18 protein-coding genes are annotated in these 15,825 nt (G+C 34.6%); 1 reads left to right on the top strand and 17 read right to left on the bottom strand.

Annotated elements, in window-relative coordinates; translation table 11 throughout:
* Positions 1 to 15: 15 nt before the first annotated feature.
* The 14 genes from AN957_RS13595 to AN957_RS13655 all read right to left on the bottom strand — a co-directional run bounded on the left by AN957_RS13595 (position 16) and on the right by AN957_RS13655 (position 11,419).
* On the bottom strand, positions 16 to 813 hold the full coding sequence (locus AN957_RS13595; protein WP_053476028.1) for a hypothetical protein: 798 nt from the start codon (positions 811 to 813) through the stop codon (positions 16 to 18).
* A gap of 258 nt (positions 814 to 1,071) precedes the next feature.
* Entirely contained in the window at positions 1,072 to 2,091 is a 1,020-nt protein-coding gene (locus AN957_RS13600; protein ID WP_056684660.1) for a DUF3231 family protein, read from the bottom strand.
* A 117-nt stretch (positions 2,092 to 2,208) separates the two neighbouring features.
* Positions 2,209 to 2,682, bottom strand: a complete 474-nt coding sequence (locus AN957_RS13605; protein WP_053476030.1) for a hypothetical protein — start codon at positions 2,680 to 2,682, stop codon at positions 2,209 to 2,211.
* A 15-nt stretch (positions 2,683 to 2,697) separates the two neighbouring features.
* Positions 2,698 to 3,183, bottom strand: a complete 486-nt coding sequence (locus AN957_RS13610) for a CBO0543 family protein (RefSeq protein WP_053476031.1) — start codon at positions 3,181 to 3,183, stop codon at positions 2,698 to 2,700.
* A gap of 218 nt (positions 3,184 to 3,401) precedes the next feature.
* Complete coding sequence (locus tag AN957_RS13615; protein WP_053476032.1) at positions 3,402 to 4,001, bottom strand: nitroreductase family protein; 600 nt, start codon at positions 3,999 to 4,001, stop codon at positions 3,402 to 3,404.
* A gap of 359 nt (positions 4,002 to 4,360) precedes the next feature.
* On the bottom strand, positions 4,361 to 5,611 hold the full coding sequence (gene cypC / locus AN957_RS13620) for a CYP152 family fatty-acid peroxygenase CypC (protein ID WP_056684663.1): 1,251 nt from the start codon (positions 5,609 to 5,611) through the stop codon (positions 4,361 to 4,363).
* A gap of 170 nt (positions 5,612 to 5,781) precedes the next feature.
* Positions 5,782 to 6,780, bottom strand: a complete 999-nt coding sequence (locus AN957_RS13625; RefSeq protein ID WP_053476034.1) for a glycosyltransferase — start codon at positions 6,778 to 6,780, stop codon at positions 5,782 to 5,784.
* Positions 6,781 to 6,934: 154 nt separating this feature from the next.
* Positions 6,935 to 7,189 (bottom strand): spore coat protein, encoded by a 255-nt coding sequence (locus AN957_RS13630; RefSeq protein ID WP_053476035.1) that lies wholly within the window; start codon positions 7,187 to 7,189, stop codon positions 6,935 to 6,937.
* A 13-nt stretch (positions 7,190 to 7,202) separates the two neighbouring features.
* Positions 7,203 to 7,388, bottom strand: a complete 186-nt coding sequence (locus tag AN957_RS13635; RefSeq protein WP_053476036.1) for a hypothetical protein — start codon at positions 7,386 to 7,388, stop codon at positions 7,203 to 7,205.
* Positions 7,389 to 7,520: 132 nt separating this feature from the next.
* On the bottom strand, positions 7,521 to 8,306 hold the full coding sequence (locus AN957_RS13640; RefSeq protein WP_231690068.1) for a class I SAM-dependent methyltransferase: 786 nt from the start codon (positions 8,304 to 8,306) through the stop codon (positions 7,521 to 7,523).
* A gap of 145 nt (positions 8,307 to 8,451) precedes the next feature.
* Complete coding sequence (locus tag AN957_RS13645; RefSeq protein WP_053476037.1) at positions 8,452 to 9,696, bottom strand: aminopeptidase P family protein; 1,245 nt, start codon at positions 9,694 to 9,696, stop codon at positions 8,452 to 8,454.
* Positions 9,697 to 9,759: 63 nt separating this feature from the next.
* Entirely contained in the window at positions 9,760 to 10,206 is a 447-nt protein-coding gene (locus AN957_RS13650; protein ID WP_053476038.1) for a hypothetical protein, read from the bottom strand.
* A 50-nt stretch (positions 10,207 to 10,256) separates the two neighbouring features.
* Positions 10,257 to 10,505, bottom strand: coding sequence for a DUF2085 domain-containing protein (locus tag AN957_RS26920; protein WP_142108837.1), 249 nt, complete (start codon positions 10,503 to 10,505; stop codon positions 10,257 to 10,259).
* A gap of 35 nt (positions 10,506 to 10,540) precedes the next feature.
* Complete coding sequence (locus AN957_RS13655) at positions 10,541 to 11,419, bottom strand: proline iminopeptidase-family hydrolase (protein ID WP_056684666.1); 879 nt, start codon at positions 11,417 to 11,419, stop codon at positions 10,541 to 10,543.
* Between the two features lie 315 nt (positions 11,420 to 11,734).
* On the opposite strand from AN957_RS13655, the gene AN957_RS13660 reads away from it, so the two are divergent.
* The gene (locus AN957_RS13660; protein WP_053476040.1) at positions 11,735 to 12,325 is read left to right on the top strand and encodes a guanylate kinase; all 591 of its coding nucleotides are present in this window, start codon (positions 11,735 to 11,737) and stop codon (positions 12,323 to 12,325) included.
* Positions 12,326 to 12,373: 48 nt separating this feature from the next.
* Here AN957_RS13660 and rbsB read toward each other — a convergent pair whose 3' ends face one another.
* From rbsB to AN957_RS13675, 3 genes are all read right to left on the bottom strand, one after another.
* Positions 12,374 to 13,312: a ribose ABC transporter substrate-binding protein RbsB gene (gene rbsB, locus AN957_RS13665; RefSeq protein WP_380000687.1), complete on the bottom strand. Its 939-nt coding sequence runs from the start codon at positions 13,310 to 13,312 to the stop codon at positions 12,374 to 12,376.
* Positions 13,313 to 13,381: 69 nt separating this feature from the next.
* Positions 13,382 to 14,326, bottom strand: a complete 945-nt coding sequence (locus tag AN957_RS13670; protein WP_053476041.1) for an ABC transporter permease — start codon at positions 14,324 to 14,326, stop codon at positions 13,382 to 13,384.
* A complete protein-coding gene (locus tag AN957_RS13675) occupies positions 14,323 to 15,825 on the bottom strand; it encodes a sugar ABC transporter ATP-binding protein (RefSeq protein ID WP_056684669.1) in 1,503 nt (500 codons plus the stop codon). The genes AN957_RS13670 and AN957_RS13675 overlap by 4 nt, the downstream gene beginning before the upstream one ends.

The raw sequence follows: 15,825 nt of genomic DNA on the forward strand, positions 1-15,825 counted from the left end.
TAGACATACTTTGAATTAATCTATTTTCCATTTAACATCAATTTTTCCTTTCAAATTATCTCCTGTGACTATTAATTTATATACACTTGTTTTTTTGGCTTCAAATTGGATGGGTTTCGTATCAATATCTCCATATTCTTTATAAGTCTTTTCTAGCTCTTTTATTCCTACTAAATCCCCATAATTATCTGAGATATGATACCCATACCCTCCCTCATTTATTTGGTCAAAGGATATATAAATTGTTACTATGTCCCCCTTTTCCAATGGCAATGGAATCTCGTGCTTTCCATTGAAACGTTCAAACTCTGCGGAAAATGATGATTTTGTCTTTTCTTCGGTCCATTCTTCTTTTATAGTAAAATCGACTAATCTTATACTTAATAGAAGTGGGAAGACTAAAAGAACAATCCAAACGAAATGATTTTTTTTCTTAATAAAGTAGTAGCTAATGGAATAGATAAACGCACATAATGCACCGACACTTCCAGCTATCAGCGAAAACAAATGAATACCCATAAATGGAAAAAATACAATGAAACCTGCTAAACAATGTAAAAGAATACTCGTCTTTAATGTGAAATCTATCCATTTATGCTTAACTAAATCGATTAGCATAGTCATCACAAGTGCATATCCGCAAATTAATCCCCAAATCTTTATATTTGATAAATATTCCGTAAACTCATTTAGATCAAATCCAGTTCTCGATATTAAATATATACACATAATAAATATTAACAAACCAAGCGCTGCAATTTTATTAAGTATGTACTCTATCACATTGTTTTGAAATGTTATTTCTAATTTCATAAATCCCCCTATTCTATATGATATAAATTATGGTATCAAAGTTTCCCAATAGATTACACATTAAATTTAAAGATTGATTAATCAAAATCAATATTTCGTAGGAAAAAAGCGTCTCCATTTATATGGGAGGTTGTTAGTGATCGGTCTAATTCTTTGTGGGAATTTTCAATATTTATAAAAATAATAAAGGGAAACCTTATTTACAATCTGGCTTCCCTTTATTTATATTTAATAGTAAAAGTATTGCGTACTACTTTCTTATTTTTTATTATTTATTAGTTTTTTTCTATTTGTCACCAGAGGGGGCTGTTCTAGCCACTTCTTCTCCACCACTATATCGAAAGTGTCCTTTGCGTACAGCATAACCTCTGCAATGATTTTACTATATTGAGCAGTAAGATCGGTTCTCATCGTTACTGACATTGCATGTGAAATTAAGCTAATATCTACGGAATTTAATACATTTATCATAGAAAAGATAAGTTTGTCTGAAAAAGGTGATAATGTAGAGTCAGTTACTTCCATGCCAACGGTCACAGTCCCAAGAAGTTCTTCTTCCATTAGTAAATTATTGAAGAAGGAAATTTGCTTTTCACTAATTGTTTTTCCCTTAATAATATGATTTTTTAGATTCTTGCCTTTTACTACCTGAGCAAAGGCGAGCATAATAAGTATCGAAAAGTAATTACGTTCAATATTAAAAAATATTTCGGATAATTCAATGGCATTCAACGGACGTTTAGGACCTATAAATCCTGATAGAAAGGAATCCTTCTGGACAAATTCAATTTCTTTAGGGTAGTTCATTTTAGGCGGTCGATCATAAATGCCTTTTGACAACATCATCTTGACTGCTTTTCCAAACATTTCTGTAGAGGTATGAATACACTCTGTAAAAAAATCAAGCACATCAAGCCGAACATTGTTTGATGCAGTATAGCTAAAATTAATCATTCCTAAACGATTCATCATATAAATATAACTTAATGTAAACACATCATTAAATAATGCAGGGGCTGCTAAATTCACATCTCCTTCTGAAAAAGCAGCAGGCAATGGGAAATTTTCTGAAAGGAAAATTTTTTTTATCTCCTCTAATCGTACTTGAGAAACTTGTAGTGCTTCTTTTGCTAATGGAATAATTTCCTCATCTTGAAGGTGATGCAAAAAGTATATAAGAAAACATGAATTCATACTTTCTTGTAAATATACACCCCAAAGACCACCAATTTCTGTGCAAGACAATTCAATATTTACTTGCTTTTTTTCAGATTCCAATTGGATAATTCCTCCCTCTATATATTGTAGATTTAGTATCCCATTTAAATTCGACACTTACTCTATTTGTAAGAAGGAACAATTAATTTTTCTGTTTAACAATATGGGGAAGCTAGCTTAACCTCTTTTTGGGCGTGAATGATATTTAATTATAAAATAACGAATAATGAACCCAACGGCCAACCCTGGAATCAGAGACAGCATTGGAAGCCAAATTGGTCCAAAATAAATACCAAAATATTTATTTTGGGAATACATAAGACCAACTGTGACAAAATAGGCTCCAAAAGCAAATGGGACATACGAATATTGAGGATTTTCCCCATCTGCAAATTTGTACGCGTCATACATAGCATACATATACAGACAAGGGTAAAACATGAGCCATTGATGATTAACCACAAATTCAGCCTCCGTTATTTTTCCGAGAAAACTGTACATAATGGCTTGGTTAAAGAAACTGTTAACATTTGTGATAAACTCTAAAAAGATAAAAACAAATCCTTTTAATAAATGTCTATTTAGGAGCTGTCCAAAACCTGGAAAAGCTATGCTCCATAAAATGGCTTCTAATTTTTGTACTTTTTTCATAATAATTAACCTTCACTATTCTGTGGCAGGTTGTTTATTTTTTAAAAAATCAATTTTTTTAATTAATCCAACAAATCCTCTAATTGTAAATAAAGTAAAACAGACACTGCCAAATGTATGGAAAGCAGACCAATTACTCCACTTAAATAGTTTAGTGTTTTTTTCAAAATACCACTGTCCAATACTCATGGGTACACTAAATATTAAACTTTTTAGAAGAATAATAGGTAACCTATCATTGTAAGAAATTTTTACCCAGATCACACTTAAAATAGGGAAAAATAATATATCATAAATGAGGTTAGTCTTAAATATTTGTGGAAAGGGGCGTACTGGATAGGCAACCCTTTTCGTACCAACAACATAAGCATCAACTAGTGTAGCTAGAACTCCTTTTGAGAAAAAAACAACTAAGTTTTCTCGCATTTTTTCCCCTTTAAACAAAAAAGGGACTGTACAAATACACAAGCCGAAAAGTAGATTTAATAGTTTTTTCTCCATCTATGATATCCGCCTCTTCTCTTATTAATATATTTAAAATTCCCTGGAAGATTTTATTTATGCGTAAAAATACTTTCTTTATACATTCGATAAGACAAATTTATGAACAATTTATTCTTTATCAAAAACTGAATAATGGTTTTAGCACATTACATGGTTTATTACGTGAATAAAAAAACCTGATAATAAGCTTATTATCAGGTTAAGATAAATTCTCTTTATTTTAAGAATTTAACACGGTCTTCAAGTGGCTTAAATTCTTTTTCACCAGGTTGTGCAGTTGGATTTCCAAAAGGCATTTGAGCAATTAATTTCCAATTAGAAGGAATACCCCATTCTCTTTTTACTTCATTATCAATTAGTGGATTATAGTGTTGTAATGAGGCACCTAGACCTTCTGCCTCTAATCCAGCCCACACTACTAATTGGTGCATACCAGAAGCCTGATCGGACCAAATAGGAAAATTATCAGCATATAAAGCAAATTGTTCTTGAAGGGCTTTGACAATTGCTTCATCTTCAAAAAATAAGACAGTACCATACCCTGCTTTAAATGAGTCCATTTTTTGCTGTGTCCCTGTGAAATCCCCATTTCCAACAACTTCTTTTAAAGTCTTTGTTGTAATATCCCATAATTTATTATGTGCATCTCCAGTTAATACAACTAGGCGTGCCGTTTGAGAGTTAAAGGCAGACGGAGTATATTTTACTGCAAATTCAATAATTTCCTTAATTCTCTCTTCAGATACGGAGATATCTTTATTAATTCCATAATATGAACGTCTTTCTTTTAAAACAGAATAAAAATCTTTTGACATAATTAAAATCCTCCATAATTTTGATTTAATAAAATCTGTAATAAAAATTGAGTACAATGCATCTATCCCAGCTTATATGAATGTGAGCATGCTTGATTTAATGCTTGCTTTTATTTTTCCCTATTCTTTATCTATTAGTCGGTAATTGTATATCAAAAACCTTCAAATATGATATTTAAGTATAACATAGGCTTTCTTTCATTATTTTAATGTAGGAAACCGAGTGTAGTAAAAAAACCGCCATACACAAATGTAAAGGCGGTTCAAACTTTTATAATCGTAAATAGTTGTGAGTTAAATGGTTGGATTTAATCACCGTTTTATAATGTATGGAATAACTGATCAATCGCTAATGGTGATTACTTGACATTTTTAATCACTATTCTGCTATGAGGAATACTTGGCATACTAACCATGCTAAAACTTAAATCTTGGTCAGGGATTTCATAATTTATTTGGTTTACTAAAAAGTCAAGGCTTACTTTTAATACTTCAAGGGTTAACCACTCCCCAGCGCAGCGATGGCCAAAAAAATAATCACCACCACCCTGAGGGATAAAATCATATAGATTTTCTTCACGGTTTTCAAATCGTTTGGGATTAAATCGATCAGGATTATCCCAAATATTTGTGTCATGATTTGTACCGTAGATATCCAGCAATGTCAATGTGTCTTTTTTAAATGTATAGCCCTTCCAAGTAAAATCCTTTTTTACCAAAGCCGCTACAAAAGGAAAAAAAGGATAGAAACGGTGGACTTCTTGTATAAACAGTTCAGGATAATTTTTATCATTAGTTTTGAGCTTTTTAGTTTCTTCTGGATGATGATACACGGCCAATGCTAGAAAGTTGATATATATGGCGATCGCCACAATCGGCCGTAAAATGTTGATGATCTCTACAGCAACAGTCTTAGTGTCATGTAGATTTCCATCAGGATTACGGTGCCAGACAAATTGATCTAATACAGAATTTTTCGGAGGCTGTACGTTTCCGGCACGAACCTTATCAATGAGATCTCCAACCCACTTTTCTACTTGATTTCTTGCGTTTCTCCCTTTCCAATGACTTGGACCTACTTTAGCAGCAGACTCGAACATTGCTCCTAAATCTTTTGACAGCTCATTAACTTTCTCTTCTGGAAGCGGCACACCTGCCCATTGGCAGGCGGTTCTGCACAAAAGTTCCTGTACTTCATCATAAAGGATAACTTCATCCATATCCCTCCATTTATTTACTGCAACCTGCCATTGTTCTTTTGTCATGTTAATCAGTTTTTTTAATTCGTCAGGGGACATAACGGACATAAACATTTCCTTTCGCTGTTTATGCTCCTTATCATCTAAACTTTGTACACCATTTTTTCCAAACAATGTTTGCACCGCCCGATTAGGTGCTGCATTTTTTCTTTTGAACTTTTCAGTGTCATAAAAAACCTCAGCTGCTTCCTTTCCACCCATACAAATTACTTTATTTCCAAGTAAGCGGGTCTCAAAGATATCAGATTGAAAGCTCCGGCGTCTATTTAAAATATACATATATCCTTCTCTCAAAAGGCTCAAGCTATGATCTATTCCATCTTCGCGAGGTATTTGATTCGTGTTTGACATGGGATCCATCTCCATTTTTTTAAGTATTACGATTATTCTTTGTCATACTTTCTTGTTTACTCACAAAAAGTTTGAACCTTAATAATATTTAATCATGAATGCGCTATTGGATAAAAATGGCCGATCGGTGAATTGTCTACCAATCGGCTAATTGCTTTTAAAGTTTAATCCTACTTTATCCACTCATTAAAGAATGTACGATAGCCTTCTCTCATCACCGTGTTCGAAAAGGCATCAAATGCATAATTACGATTCTCCTTTGATGCTTTAATTGGAACGGAAGCAGCCATATTAACAAGTTCAAACCAGTTCTTTTCGTTACCGGAGAAGGAATGCTTTGCACTGATATGATCATAGCATGGATGCTCTGGTTTAACGATAATTTTCCCCATTGCTAAAGCTTCTGTTAAAGGCATTGCAAAAGTGTCAAACTTAGAACAGCTCCAATACACCTTTGCAGAATTCATCAAGGTGAAGATTTCATCTTGTGATAGTGCAAACTGTAGTTTAACATTGCTAGGAATTTGATATTTTTTCATACTTTCTCGATACCGCTCACCTCCGAAGACCATATATACTTCTTTATCTGAGTTTCTCCGAGCATACTCGATCACTATATCAGGTCTTCTGTTTTCTTCATCTCTGCCAATCCAAAGGATCCGATTTTCTACAACTTGAGAAGGATCATAGTATTTATTCGCAAGAGTTTCATTGAATCCGATCGGAATAACAGTTACATCGCGAACACCAAAATGACGTGCCATTTCCCTTTTTAAAAATTCGGTTTGGACAATTGCTTTATCTACGATTTGATAGAAAGGCTTCATCATCTCATATCCTGTCAAAGCCGGATCAGGAAAACTATGTGGAAAAAGCACACTATTTTTCAAAAACATTTTTAAATAAGTAAAACCGGAAACAGTGTAGATAACATGTTCAATTTTTTGCGTATTTATTTGATCTAGTACAATGTCATAGTTAACGAGATCTCCTTTTTCATGCTCATATCCTGGAAGCCAGTCATATCCGCTCACATGCCGTTCCGGCGATATGAAAACAATTTCAATGCCAAGTTCTTCTCCAATCGTTTTGAGACGTTCAGCGAAGATCCGTGGACCTTGTGCTTCCGTAAATTGAATTTTCCTCATTACTAACCCTACTTTTGTCATTACTTTACCCCTTATCAAACATTGCATGAATGTTGTTTTTTGAATAGAGTTATTTTACCATAATAATAAATCAATGAAATTTTACTGCCCCTAAACAGCAAAAATTCACTTGCTTATAATGGGAAACAAGTGGATTTTTGCTGTTTAAACTTTATTATTGTCCAGATGTTAACTCTGTTCGTACTTGTTGAATTTCCTCTTGTGTGGCTGATTGTGCAGGCTTATAATCTCCTTTTTGAAGAGCATAATTATAAACAGTCCGCTGCCGAGACTCATCAGCATTTCTTAATTGAATTAAGGTTTGTCTTAACTCGGCATTATTTGTATCGCTAATGTAACCTGCATAGCTTTTTAAACTTGCATTTAATCCATTTAAATAATCATTAACAATATCTTTATCCTGTAGCACAAAGAGTTCCTCCTTATTGTAAGAATGTCAAAAGCTGCTGCTGCGCTGTTTTTGCTGCTTGAGCATCCCTTTGCAGCATCGTTTTTAATTCAGGATCCATGGCTGTTTGAGCATAAGCTTCTAATTTGTTAGCGATCATTCCATGTTCGCCAATGATTCTTCGCAAATTTTCCACTTCTGTTTGTGTCAACGTTTGCATAATGTCTTATTCCCCTTTCTTAAGTATTCAAATTTAGCTTCTCCATGTAAATAAATGTAATTCTTTATTTAATTAATAAATGGAAAAAGGAGAGTAAATATCTAATTTACTCTCCCTGTTTATATCTGCTGATTATTGTTTCTCCATGACAATACTAATCGCTCCTAAATACTTTTCATATTTCTTAAAAGTACCATGCATATCTTCTATTCGTTTTCTTGCATCAGGATTCACCGCAATATTTTTTACGATTGTTGCAAATCCCTTTACTCCTTCGTCCTGAATCATCCTCTTCTTTTCTAATAAATGCATGGGCCGCATCTCAATGATTACAACATTAAAACCTTTATTTTCAAAAAGAGATTTCCATTCAAATACAGTCAGCGGTTTAGCATTTACACGAATGACATTTGCTAAATCACGACGAATCGTCGATTTCAATTCTTCATCGATGTTATTTGGATTTAAACAGAGCTCATGAATCCCATACCTTCCACCCTTACGTAAGATTCGATAAGCTTCTTCAATAATCTCTTCTTTTTGCTGCGGTGATTGCATTGTCAGCATTGCTTCTCCGTATAAGACATCAACCGATTGACTCGGTAGTTTTGTATTTTGAGCATCACCAATTATACAAATAGCATTGTTTGGAGGCAGGTATTTAATAACCTGTTTAGCAGCAACATCATTTTGTTCAATAGCAATATAAGATTTAGGCTTCTTCTCTAGGACGCTTTTTGCTGTAATCCCCAGACCAGGAGCAAATTCAGCTACATCATCATCTTCTGTTATATGTAAGTGATCGAGCATCTTTTTTGTTAGTTCAATCCCACCAGGGCGCAGGACACGTTTTCCCATTTTAGCGAGTACCCAATGACCTGGCATTTTTGAAAAATCTGTTTGTATAATTGAAGTCAAAAAATCACTTCCTTCCACTTATTGATAATGATAATTGTTATCAATTACTATTATATGAATAGCCTTAACTTTATGTCAAGTAAATCTTATGCTAGTAATTAATAAAAAAAGCCATTATTACGTTAAGTAATAATGGCTTTGCAACTTATTTTTGCATAAACGCTTCTATATCTTCTATCGAACGAATGATGTCTTTCGTAAGCACTTCATGCCCTTCTTCTGTTACTAATACATCATCTTCAATTCGAATGCCGATTTCTTCATCTGCAATATAAAGACCTGGCTCCACAGTAAGTACCATTCCAGGCTGTAAAACTAAATCTTTATAACTTCCTACATCATGTGTATCTAAACCAAGAAAATGGCTGACACCGTGATAATAGTATTCACTAATCTCATTTTCCTCTTTAATTAATCCAACTTTCATACATTCTTCTGCAAGTATTTTCTTTGTCATTTCATTTAGGTTTGCAAATGGCACTCCTGGTTTAATAAGAGCGGTTGTTTCTCTCAAAGCTTTTAAGACGATATTGTAATACACTTTTTGCTTTTCTGTAAATTTCCCGTTTACTGGAAAGGTGTAGCTAATATCGGCATTATAGTATTCAAATTGTGCCCCTAAATCAAGAAGAACGAGACGATCGTCTTCAACAAGAGCATTATTTTTCTCATAATGAAGGACAGTGCCATTTTTTCCACTCGCAACAATTGTTGGAAACGCGTGCTCTCTAACACCTTCAGTATTTAAAATAAAGTCAAAATGGGCTTCAAGCTGATATTCCTTCATACCTGGCTTAGCATGCTTCATTACATTTCTAATGCCATTTTGGGTAATTTCAATCGCTTTTTTGATTTTTTCAATCTCTTCCGGTGTTTTGTAAACGCGAAGTTCGCTAATAGCTGGATAAACATTATTTATTTGAACATATGGATAATTTGCTTGGATTTTACTAGCAAATTGCTGTGCCTTTGTTGTCGAAGAATCTAATTCTCTGCGTTCTAGATCTAAATAAACGTGAAAAACTGATTCTGAAATAAGCGTTTGAGACACTGTAGATTCGAATTGGTCAAGATATAGAATGTTGTCGATTCCAGATGTGTCAATTGCCTCGCTGATGGAAATAGACTTTCCTACCCATTTTTCTAAAATGGGATCAGATTTTTCAATAAAAAGGAATTCCTCAACTTTACTTCCTTTTTTTCGAGCCATAAATATAATATTTGGTTCGTCGATCCCTGTATTGTAATAAAAATTACGATTAGGAACAAACTTATATGCCTCATCTGCTGATTTTTGCGGCGCTTTCCCAGCAAATAAAACTAGAAGAAATTGATCCTTTAATTCCTCATATAAATGATTGCGATTAGTAATGAAAAAATCCTTGTGCATAAAATTCCCTCTTTTCAAAAGATATGAATTTATAAGTATAGTTATATCATAACATACTCGTTTTCAATACTTCCTATAGTGTAACTCGATTTTAATATGATGTTTTTCGTTAATAGAATTCTTATCTATTACTTTCCAGTTTATAGAAATAGTATTTTGTAAGTCATCAAACTGACTTTTTGTAAAGACCAGTCCATCTAAGTAGTCCTCAAAGACCTGATAATCAATATTTTCTTCTAAACCATATTTAATTTTTAATAGTCTTTTTAGTGCATTTTTTGTGAGAAAAGTAATTTTATACCCATTTAAAATGGCTTTTTCTAATCTTTCGGAATGGGTTCTATAAAAATCAATAAACGTTTGCCAGTCAGGAATCCCTTCTCCGTAAGGAGTAAAATCCTTGCTAATACCATTTTTTAGCAAATGAATCATTTTGAGATCTGTTGTTCCGCTTCTTCTTATCATTTCAATCATTAGTGCATAGTTTAGTGCGATTTTTTCTCTGCTCAATTGATTTTCCACTCCCGGGTATAAATATATATAATTTCTGTCGTCTTATTTTATTGGATCAGAGAAACAATGTAATCACTTATACTGACAATTAAAATACTTTGCCCCAGTCCGCAAATGACCCCTGTCAGGAATCGTAATCCATTATTGCTCATTCTAAACTTCAACTTCTGGGTCAATCCGTCAATGATCATTGGAATATTTAGAAATAGTCCAAGCAAGATGGAAATATGTATGTCTATAAAGAATAAGATCGGAAAGAAGAGATACCCTGCCGAAATTCCTTTACACCTTGACATGAAAAACAAATATCTCACCTACTTATTCGTGCATATTAACTGTTATGATCTACACTGCTTAAAAATTCCCTTACTACCATCATATACTCATCCGTTTCCTCTAAATAAGGCATGTGTGCACTGTTTTCAAAAACATGGAATTTCGCTCCGGGTGTAAGGCTGCTGAAATATTTCGTTGATTCTGGGGTAGCTTCATCATATCGGCCACACGTATATAATGTTGGGATACCCATATCCTTTAATTGTGAAGTGCAATCGAAGTTTTTTAAATTTCCAGTTACATGAAATTCTGATGGCCCCCACATAATATTATAGACATCTGGATTTTTGTATTGTGCACCTTGTTTTAAGAAAGCAGGCATTGGGTCAAGACGGCAGACAAAGCGTTTATTGAATTCAGCGGTGGCAGCCTTATATTCTTCTGAATCAGTTGTTCCATTATCTTCACATGCTTTTAATACTGCTTGTACCTCCACTGGTAATTGTTGCCGGTTTCTCGCCTGGTCTTCTGCCCAAAGTGGGGCACTTAAACATGGGCTTGAAAAAATAACACTTTCTACACCTTCTGGTTTTGATAAAATATAAGCTGCTGCTAGTGTTGTTCCCCAGGAATGTCCTAGGATATGGACTTTGTCTAAAGAAAGAGCAGTTCTAATTTTCACTAATTCTTCTACAAATCTCTCAATCTTCCATAAAGAGGGGTCTGCTGGTCGATCCGATTTTCCACAGCCTAATTGATCATAAAAGATAACGGGACGATCCTCAGAAAGAACATTTAAGCCTTGGAGCGAATAATGGGATGAACCTGGGCCGCCGTGTAGAATAATAACAGGTGTTTTATCTGTATACGTATCGTGAATCTGATACCACACGTTCCCTCCTGTAACTTTTATGTATCCTTCCTTAACTGACATATAGATCTCTCCTATCATCGATGAATAAACTTAACATTTACAATTTTATATGAACACATTTCGACAATAACTATTGTATTCCTTTATTTTAATTAGTTACAAGTTTTAAAATATTTTTACAAAACGTTCAATTAACCCCAATTTTTAGAAAAAACTGATATAATTAGGCTGTTTAAATCAACTTTCTAAAAAGTTGATTTAAATGATTTTCCTCTACTATCACGTAGTTATCCCCCTCAGAAGTTTTTTCTTTACTAAGCTGCTGCTTTGTCATTTACCGTCACTATCAAATCAACTATTTAAGGAGGTAAATCTATGTACGAAATTAAAGAAAAAGAAAAATTATTTATTTACACAGGTCCAGATGGATCTGGCAGAAAAACGATTGCCAAAATGGTCGCGACAATGTTTGATATGGAAACAATCCTTTCCTATACAACTAGACCCCCTCGTCATTATGAACAAGATGGTGAAGACTATCATTTTGTTGAAAAAGAAACTTTTAAAAAATTGGAGGCGAATAATGAATTTCTAGAATGTGTAAAAATTGATGGATTCTATTATGGTATACGTGAAGAAGATATTATAAAAGCTTTTGAATCACATGCCCTCGTTTATTTGACTTTAAATCCTGAAGGAACTGAAAAATTAAAAAAGATGTATGGGGATCGTGTCATTCGATTTTTTATATATGCTGATAGAGACACGGTTATTGAAAGGCATAAAGCAAGACAGGATAAAGAGGAAGATATTAATCGGCATATGGCTCACTATACTGAAAACATGGGCTATAAGGCAAAATGCGAATATGCATTTGAAAATTATGATTCCCCGCAAGTTTCATTTCAAGTAAGTGAAGTTGTCGAAACGATTTTAGATAGGGATATCATTATTACAGATTATTAACATAAAAACTGCCGTTCAAATGAACGGCAGTTTTTTTATACTCTATACTTATTTTACTAACTCTAACTCAACCGGAATAAATTCATCAACTGTTTCGCCGCCAGCAACTTTTAAAGCTGTTGTTACCCCTTGCTGACCAATAATAACAGGCTTTTGAGCAACAGTTGCTGCCATATTTCCACTTTCAACAGCTTTGACTGCATCGTCAGTTGCATCAAAACCAACAACAATCACATCAGTTAAGCCAGCTGCTTGAAGAGCTTCTAATGCACCTAAAGCCATTTCATCGTTATGAGCAAAGACTGCTTGAATATCTTTATTTCCTTGTAAAATGTTTTCCATTACAGATAAGCCTTTTGCACGGTCAAAATCTGCCGCTTGTTTTGCAACTACTTCAACATCTGCAACAGCGTCAACCGCTTTATGGAAACCCTCTCCACGTTCACGAGCAGCGGATGATCCAGGAATCCCTTCTAATTCAACGACTTTCCCTTTATTTCCTAACTTTTCTAAAATAAATTCTCCAGCCATTTGGCCGCCAGCAACGTTATCAGAAGCAATATGTGCCACTAATTCTCCGCCTTCAGCACTACGGTCTACCGTGATTACAGGAATATTTGCACTGTTTGCTGACTCAATTGCAACTGCTACGGCAGCAGAATCTGTTGGATTAACGAGTAATACATCAACACCTTGCTGAATTAAATCTTCGATATCACTTACTTGTTTAGCAGAATCGTTTTGTGCATCAACTGTCACAATTTCCGCACCTTGAGCTTTTGCTTCATCTTCTGCACCTTGTTTTAACGAAACGAAGAATGGATTGTTCAAAGTAGAAACAGAAAGACCAATTTTTACACTATCGTCCTTTTTACCACTAGTTTCTTTTTCGCTCTTATCTGATGATCCGGGAGCCTCTGTTGAACAGCCAGCTAATAAAACCATCATTAATGTAATAAACAATAATCCTTTAAATGCTTTTTTCACGTAATTGACCTCCTAAAATGTTTTAAATTAAATAAGATGTTCCTGCGGACAAATTACTAGAGCATTAAACTATGCCGCTTTCTTTCTATCTAATAAGACTGCTAGAAGAATGACACCTCCTTTAACTACTTGTTGATAAAAGGAACTTACATTCATCAAATTTAATCCATTATTTAAAACCCCTATAATGAGTGCTCCAATCAATGTTCCGAAAATCCAGCCTTTTCCGCCAGATAAGCTTGTACCGCCTAATACAACTGCAGCAATTGCATCTAATTCATAGGATGCACCTGCAGTAGGCTGAGCAGAATTCAAACGAGATGTTAAAATTATTCCTGCAAGTGCAGATAATGTTCCTGTTATGGAATAAATCCAAATTTTCACTTTGTCAACGCGAATTCCAGATAAAATAGATGCTTCTTCATTCCCGCCAATTGCGTAAACTTTACGTCCGAATGTAGTCTTCTTTAAAATAAAGTAAAGGATACAATAGGAAATGAGCATCCAAATAACAGGAACCGGTATCCAGCCTAGGTATCCACGCCCCATTAATTCAAAGACCTGACTATCTGATAAGCCTGTAATCGGACGTCCTTCTGTATATACGAGAGTTAATCCGCGAAAAATTGTCATTGTTGCTAATGTGGCAATGAAAGGAGCGACTTTCCCTTTTGTAATTATGAATCCATTTATTGCCCCCATTACAGCACCTGCTAGTAGGCCAATAAGAATGGCTAAGATCGGGTCCATTCCACTAGCTAACAAACCAGCAGTAACAGCTGATGAAAGAGCAAGTATTGAACCGACCGAGAGATCAATTCCTCCTGTTAAAATAACAAATGTCATTCCGAATGCGATTAAAGCATTGATTGATACTTGACGTAGTACATTAAAGATATTGTCCATTGTTAAAAAGCTTGGACTTACAATTGCCAGGATGACGGTGATGATGACTAATCCTAATAAAGGTCCTAATTTTTGTAACTGTTTCGAAAATAATGCTGAGGACTTCATTTTTTATTTCCCCCTGTCGCGGCTTGCATGATCATTTCTTGGTCAGCCTCGGACTTATTTAATATTGCGGATACTTTCCCTTCATGAATAACAAGTATTCGGTCGCTCATTCCTAAGATTTCTGGAAGCTCAGAAGAAACCATAATAATAGAAACACCTAGTTTTGTTAATTCATTCATGATTTGATAAATTTCTTTTTTTGCTCCTACATCCACACCACGGGTTGGCTCATCTAATATTAAGATTTTTGGGTTAATTCCCAGCCATTTCCCAATTACGATCTTCTGTTGATTTCCGCCACTGAGTGATTTTACTAATTGTTCACTGCTTGATGTTTTTACATGTAGTTTTTGAATCATCTCATCTACAAAGCTTGCTTCCTCTTTTGTAGAAATGATATTCTTTTTTGAAATTTTGTTAAGGTTGGTCAATGAGAAGTTTTCTCGTACGGATAAATCGAGTACTAGCCCCTCACTTTTACGGTCTTCCGTAATAAAGCCGATTCCAGCTTTTATCGCATCATATGGTGATTTGATTTTTGTCTCTTTTCCATCAATAAAGAGCTTTCCTTCCTGTACCTTCCGATAGCCAAAAATAGCTTCCATAATTTCCGTCCGGCCAGCACCCATTAAACCGGCTACACCCAGAATTTCTCCTTGATGAATAGTAAAATGGACATTTTCAAAGGATCCCTTACTTGAGAAATTAGCTACTTTTAACCTTTCAGAACCTATGGTTGTATCTCGTTCCGGGAAGCGGTCACCTAGCTGCCTGCCAACCATCATTTTGACAATTTCATCAAAGTTTGTTTCTGGAATCGCTTTCACTCCGATGAATTGTCCATCCCGTAAAACAGATATTCGATCGCAAATTTGAAATATTTCCTCCATTCGATGAGAAATATATACAATTCCAACCCCTTGTTCTTTAAGGGAATGGATCACTTTAAACAAGGCTTCAATTTCTCGATCCGTTAATGCCGCAGTAGGCTCGTCCATAATTAATACTTCTGTATTTGCAGCAACCGCTCGAGCAATCTCAATCATTTGCTGCTGACCGACTGATAAATTGCCAGCCTCAATGGCAGGATCTATATCGATCCCAAGACGGTTTAAGTATTCTTTCGTCTTTTGCTTCATTTCTTTATCTTTTGTCATTCCGAATTTCCCGAATGTCAGCTCTTTTCCTAAGAACATATTTTCAGTGACTGTTAAATAAGGTATAATATTTAGCTCTTGATGAATAACGGCTATTCCTGCCATTTCTGCTTCTTTCGCATTTTTGAAATGTACCTCACTCCCACGAACAGAAACAGTTCCGGCATCCCTTTCATATATACCTGTTAAAATTTTCATTAAAGTTGATTTACCAGCCCCATTTTCTCCCATGAGGGCATGTACTTCCCCAGGCATAATTTCAAAGTCTACTTTTTCCAAAACGATATTTCCGGAGAATGCTTTTGAAATGCCTTTCATTTGAATAATTGGTTGGCTATTCAT

Origin of the sequence: Cytobacillus solani, from assembly GCF_001420595.1 — a bacterium.
Taxonomy (GTDB): Bacteria; Bacillota; Bacilli; order Bacillales; family Cytobacillaceae; genus Cytobacillus; species Cytobacillus solani.

Bases quoted from the DNA above. Each gene is read 5' to 3' on its own strand.
- AN957_RS13595 (WP_053476028.1), bottom strand. From the start codon at position 813: ATGAAATTAGAAATAACATTTCAAAACAATGTGATAGAGTACATACTT.
- AN957_RS13605 (WP_053476030.1), bottom strand. From the start codon at position 2,682: ATGAAAAAAGTACAAAAATTAGAAGCCATTTTATGGAGCATAGCTTTT.
- AN957_RS13610 (WP_053476031.1), bottom strand. From the start codon at position 3,183: ATGGAGAAAAAACTATTAAATCTACTTTTCGGCTTGTGTATTTGTACA.
- AN957_RS13615 (WP_053476032.1), bottom strand. From the start codon at position 4,001: ATGTCAAAAGATTTTTATTCTGTTTTAAAAGAAAGACGTTCATATTAT.
- cypC (WP_056684663.1), bottom strand. From the start codon at position 5,611: ATGTCAAACACGAATCAAATACCTCGCGAAGATGGAATAGATCATAGC.
- AN957_RS13625 (WP_053476034.1), bottom strand. From the start codon at position 6,780: ATGACAAAAGTAGGGTTAGTAATGAGGAAAATTCAATTTACGGAAGCA.
- AN957_RS13635 (WP_053476036.1), bottom strand. From the start codon at position 7,388: ATGCAAACGTTGACACAAACAGAAGTGGAAAATTTGCGAAGAATCATT.
- AN957_RS13645 (WP_053476037.1), bottom strand. From the start codon at position 9,696: ATGCACAAGGATTTTTTCATTACTAATCGCAATCATTTATATGAGGAA.
- AN957_RS26920 (WP_142108837.1), bottom strand. From the start codon at position 10,505: ATGTCAAGGTGTAAAGGAATTTCGGCAGGGTATCTCTTCTTTCCGATC.
- AN957_RS13655 (WP_056684666.1), bottom strand. From the start codon at position 11,419: ATGTCAGTTAAGGAAGGATACATAAAAGTTACAGGAGGGAACGTGTGG.
- AN957_RS13660 (WP_053476040.1), top strand. From the start codon at position 11,735: ATGTACGAAATTAAAGAAAAAGAAAAATTATTTATTTACACAGGTCCA.
- AN957_RS13670 (WP_053476041.1), bottom strand. From the start codon at position 14,326: ATGAAGTCCTCAGCATTATTTTCGAAACAGTTACAAAAATTAGGACCT.
- AN957_RS13675 (WP_056684669.1), bottom strand. From the start codon at position 15,825: ATGAATAGCCAACCAATTATTCAAATGAAAGGCATTTCAAAAGCATTC.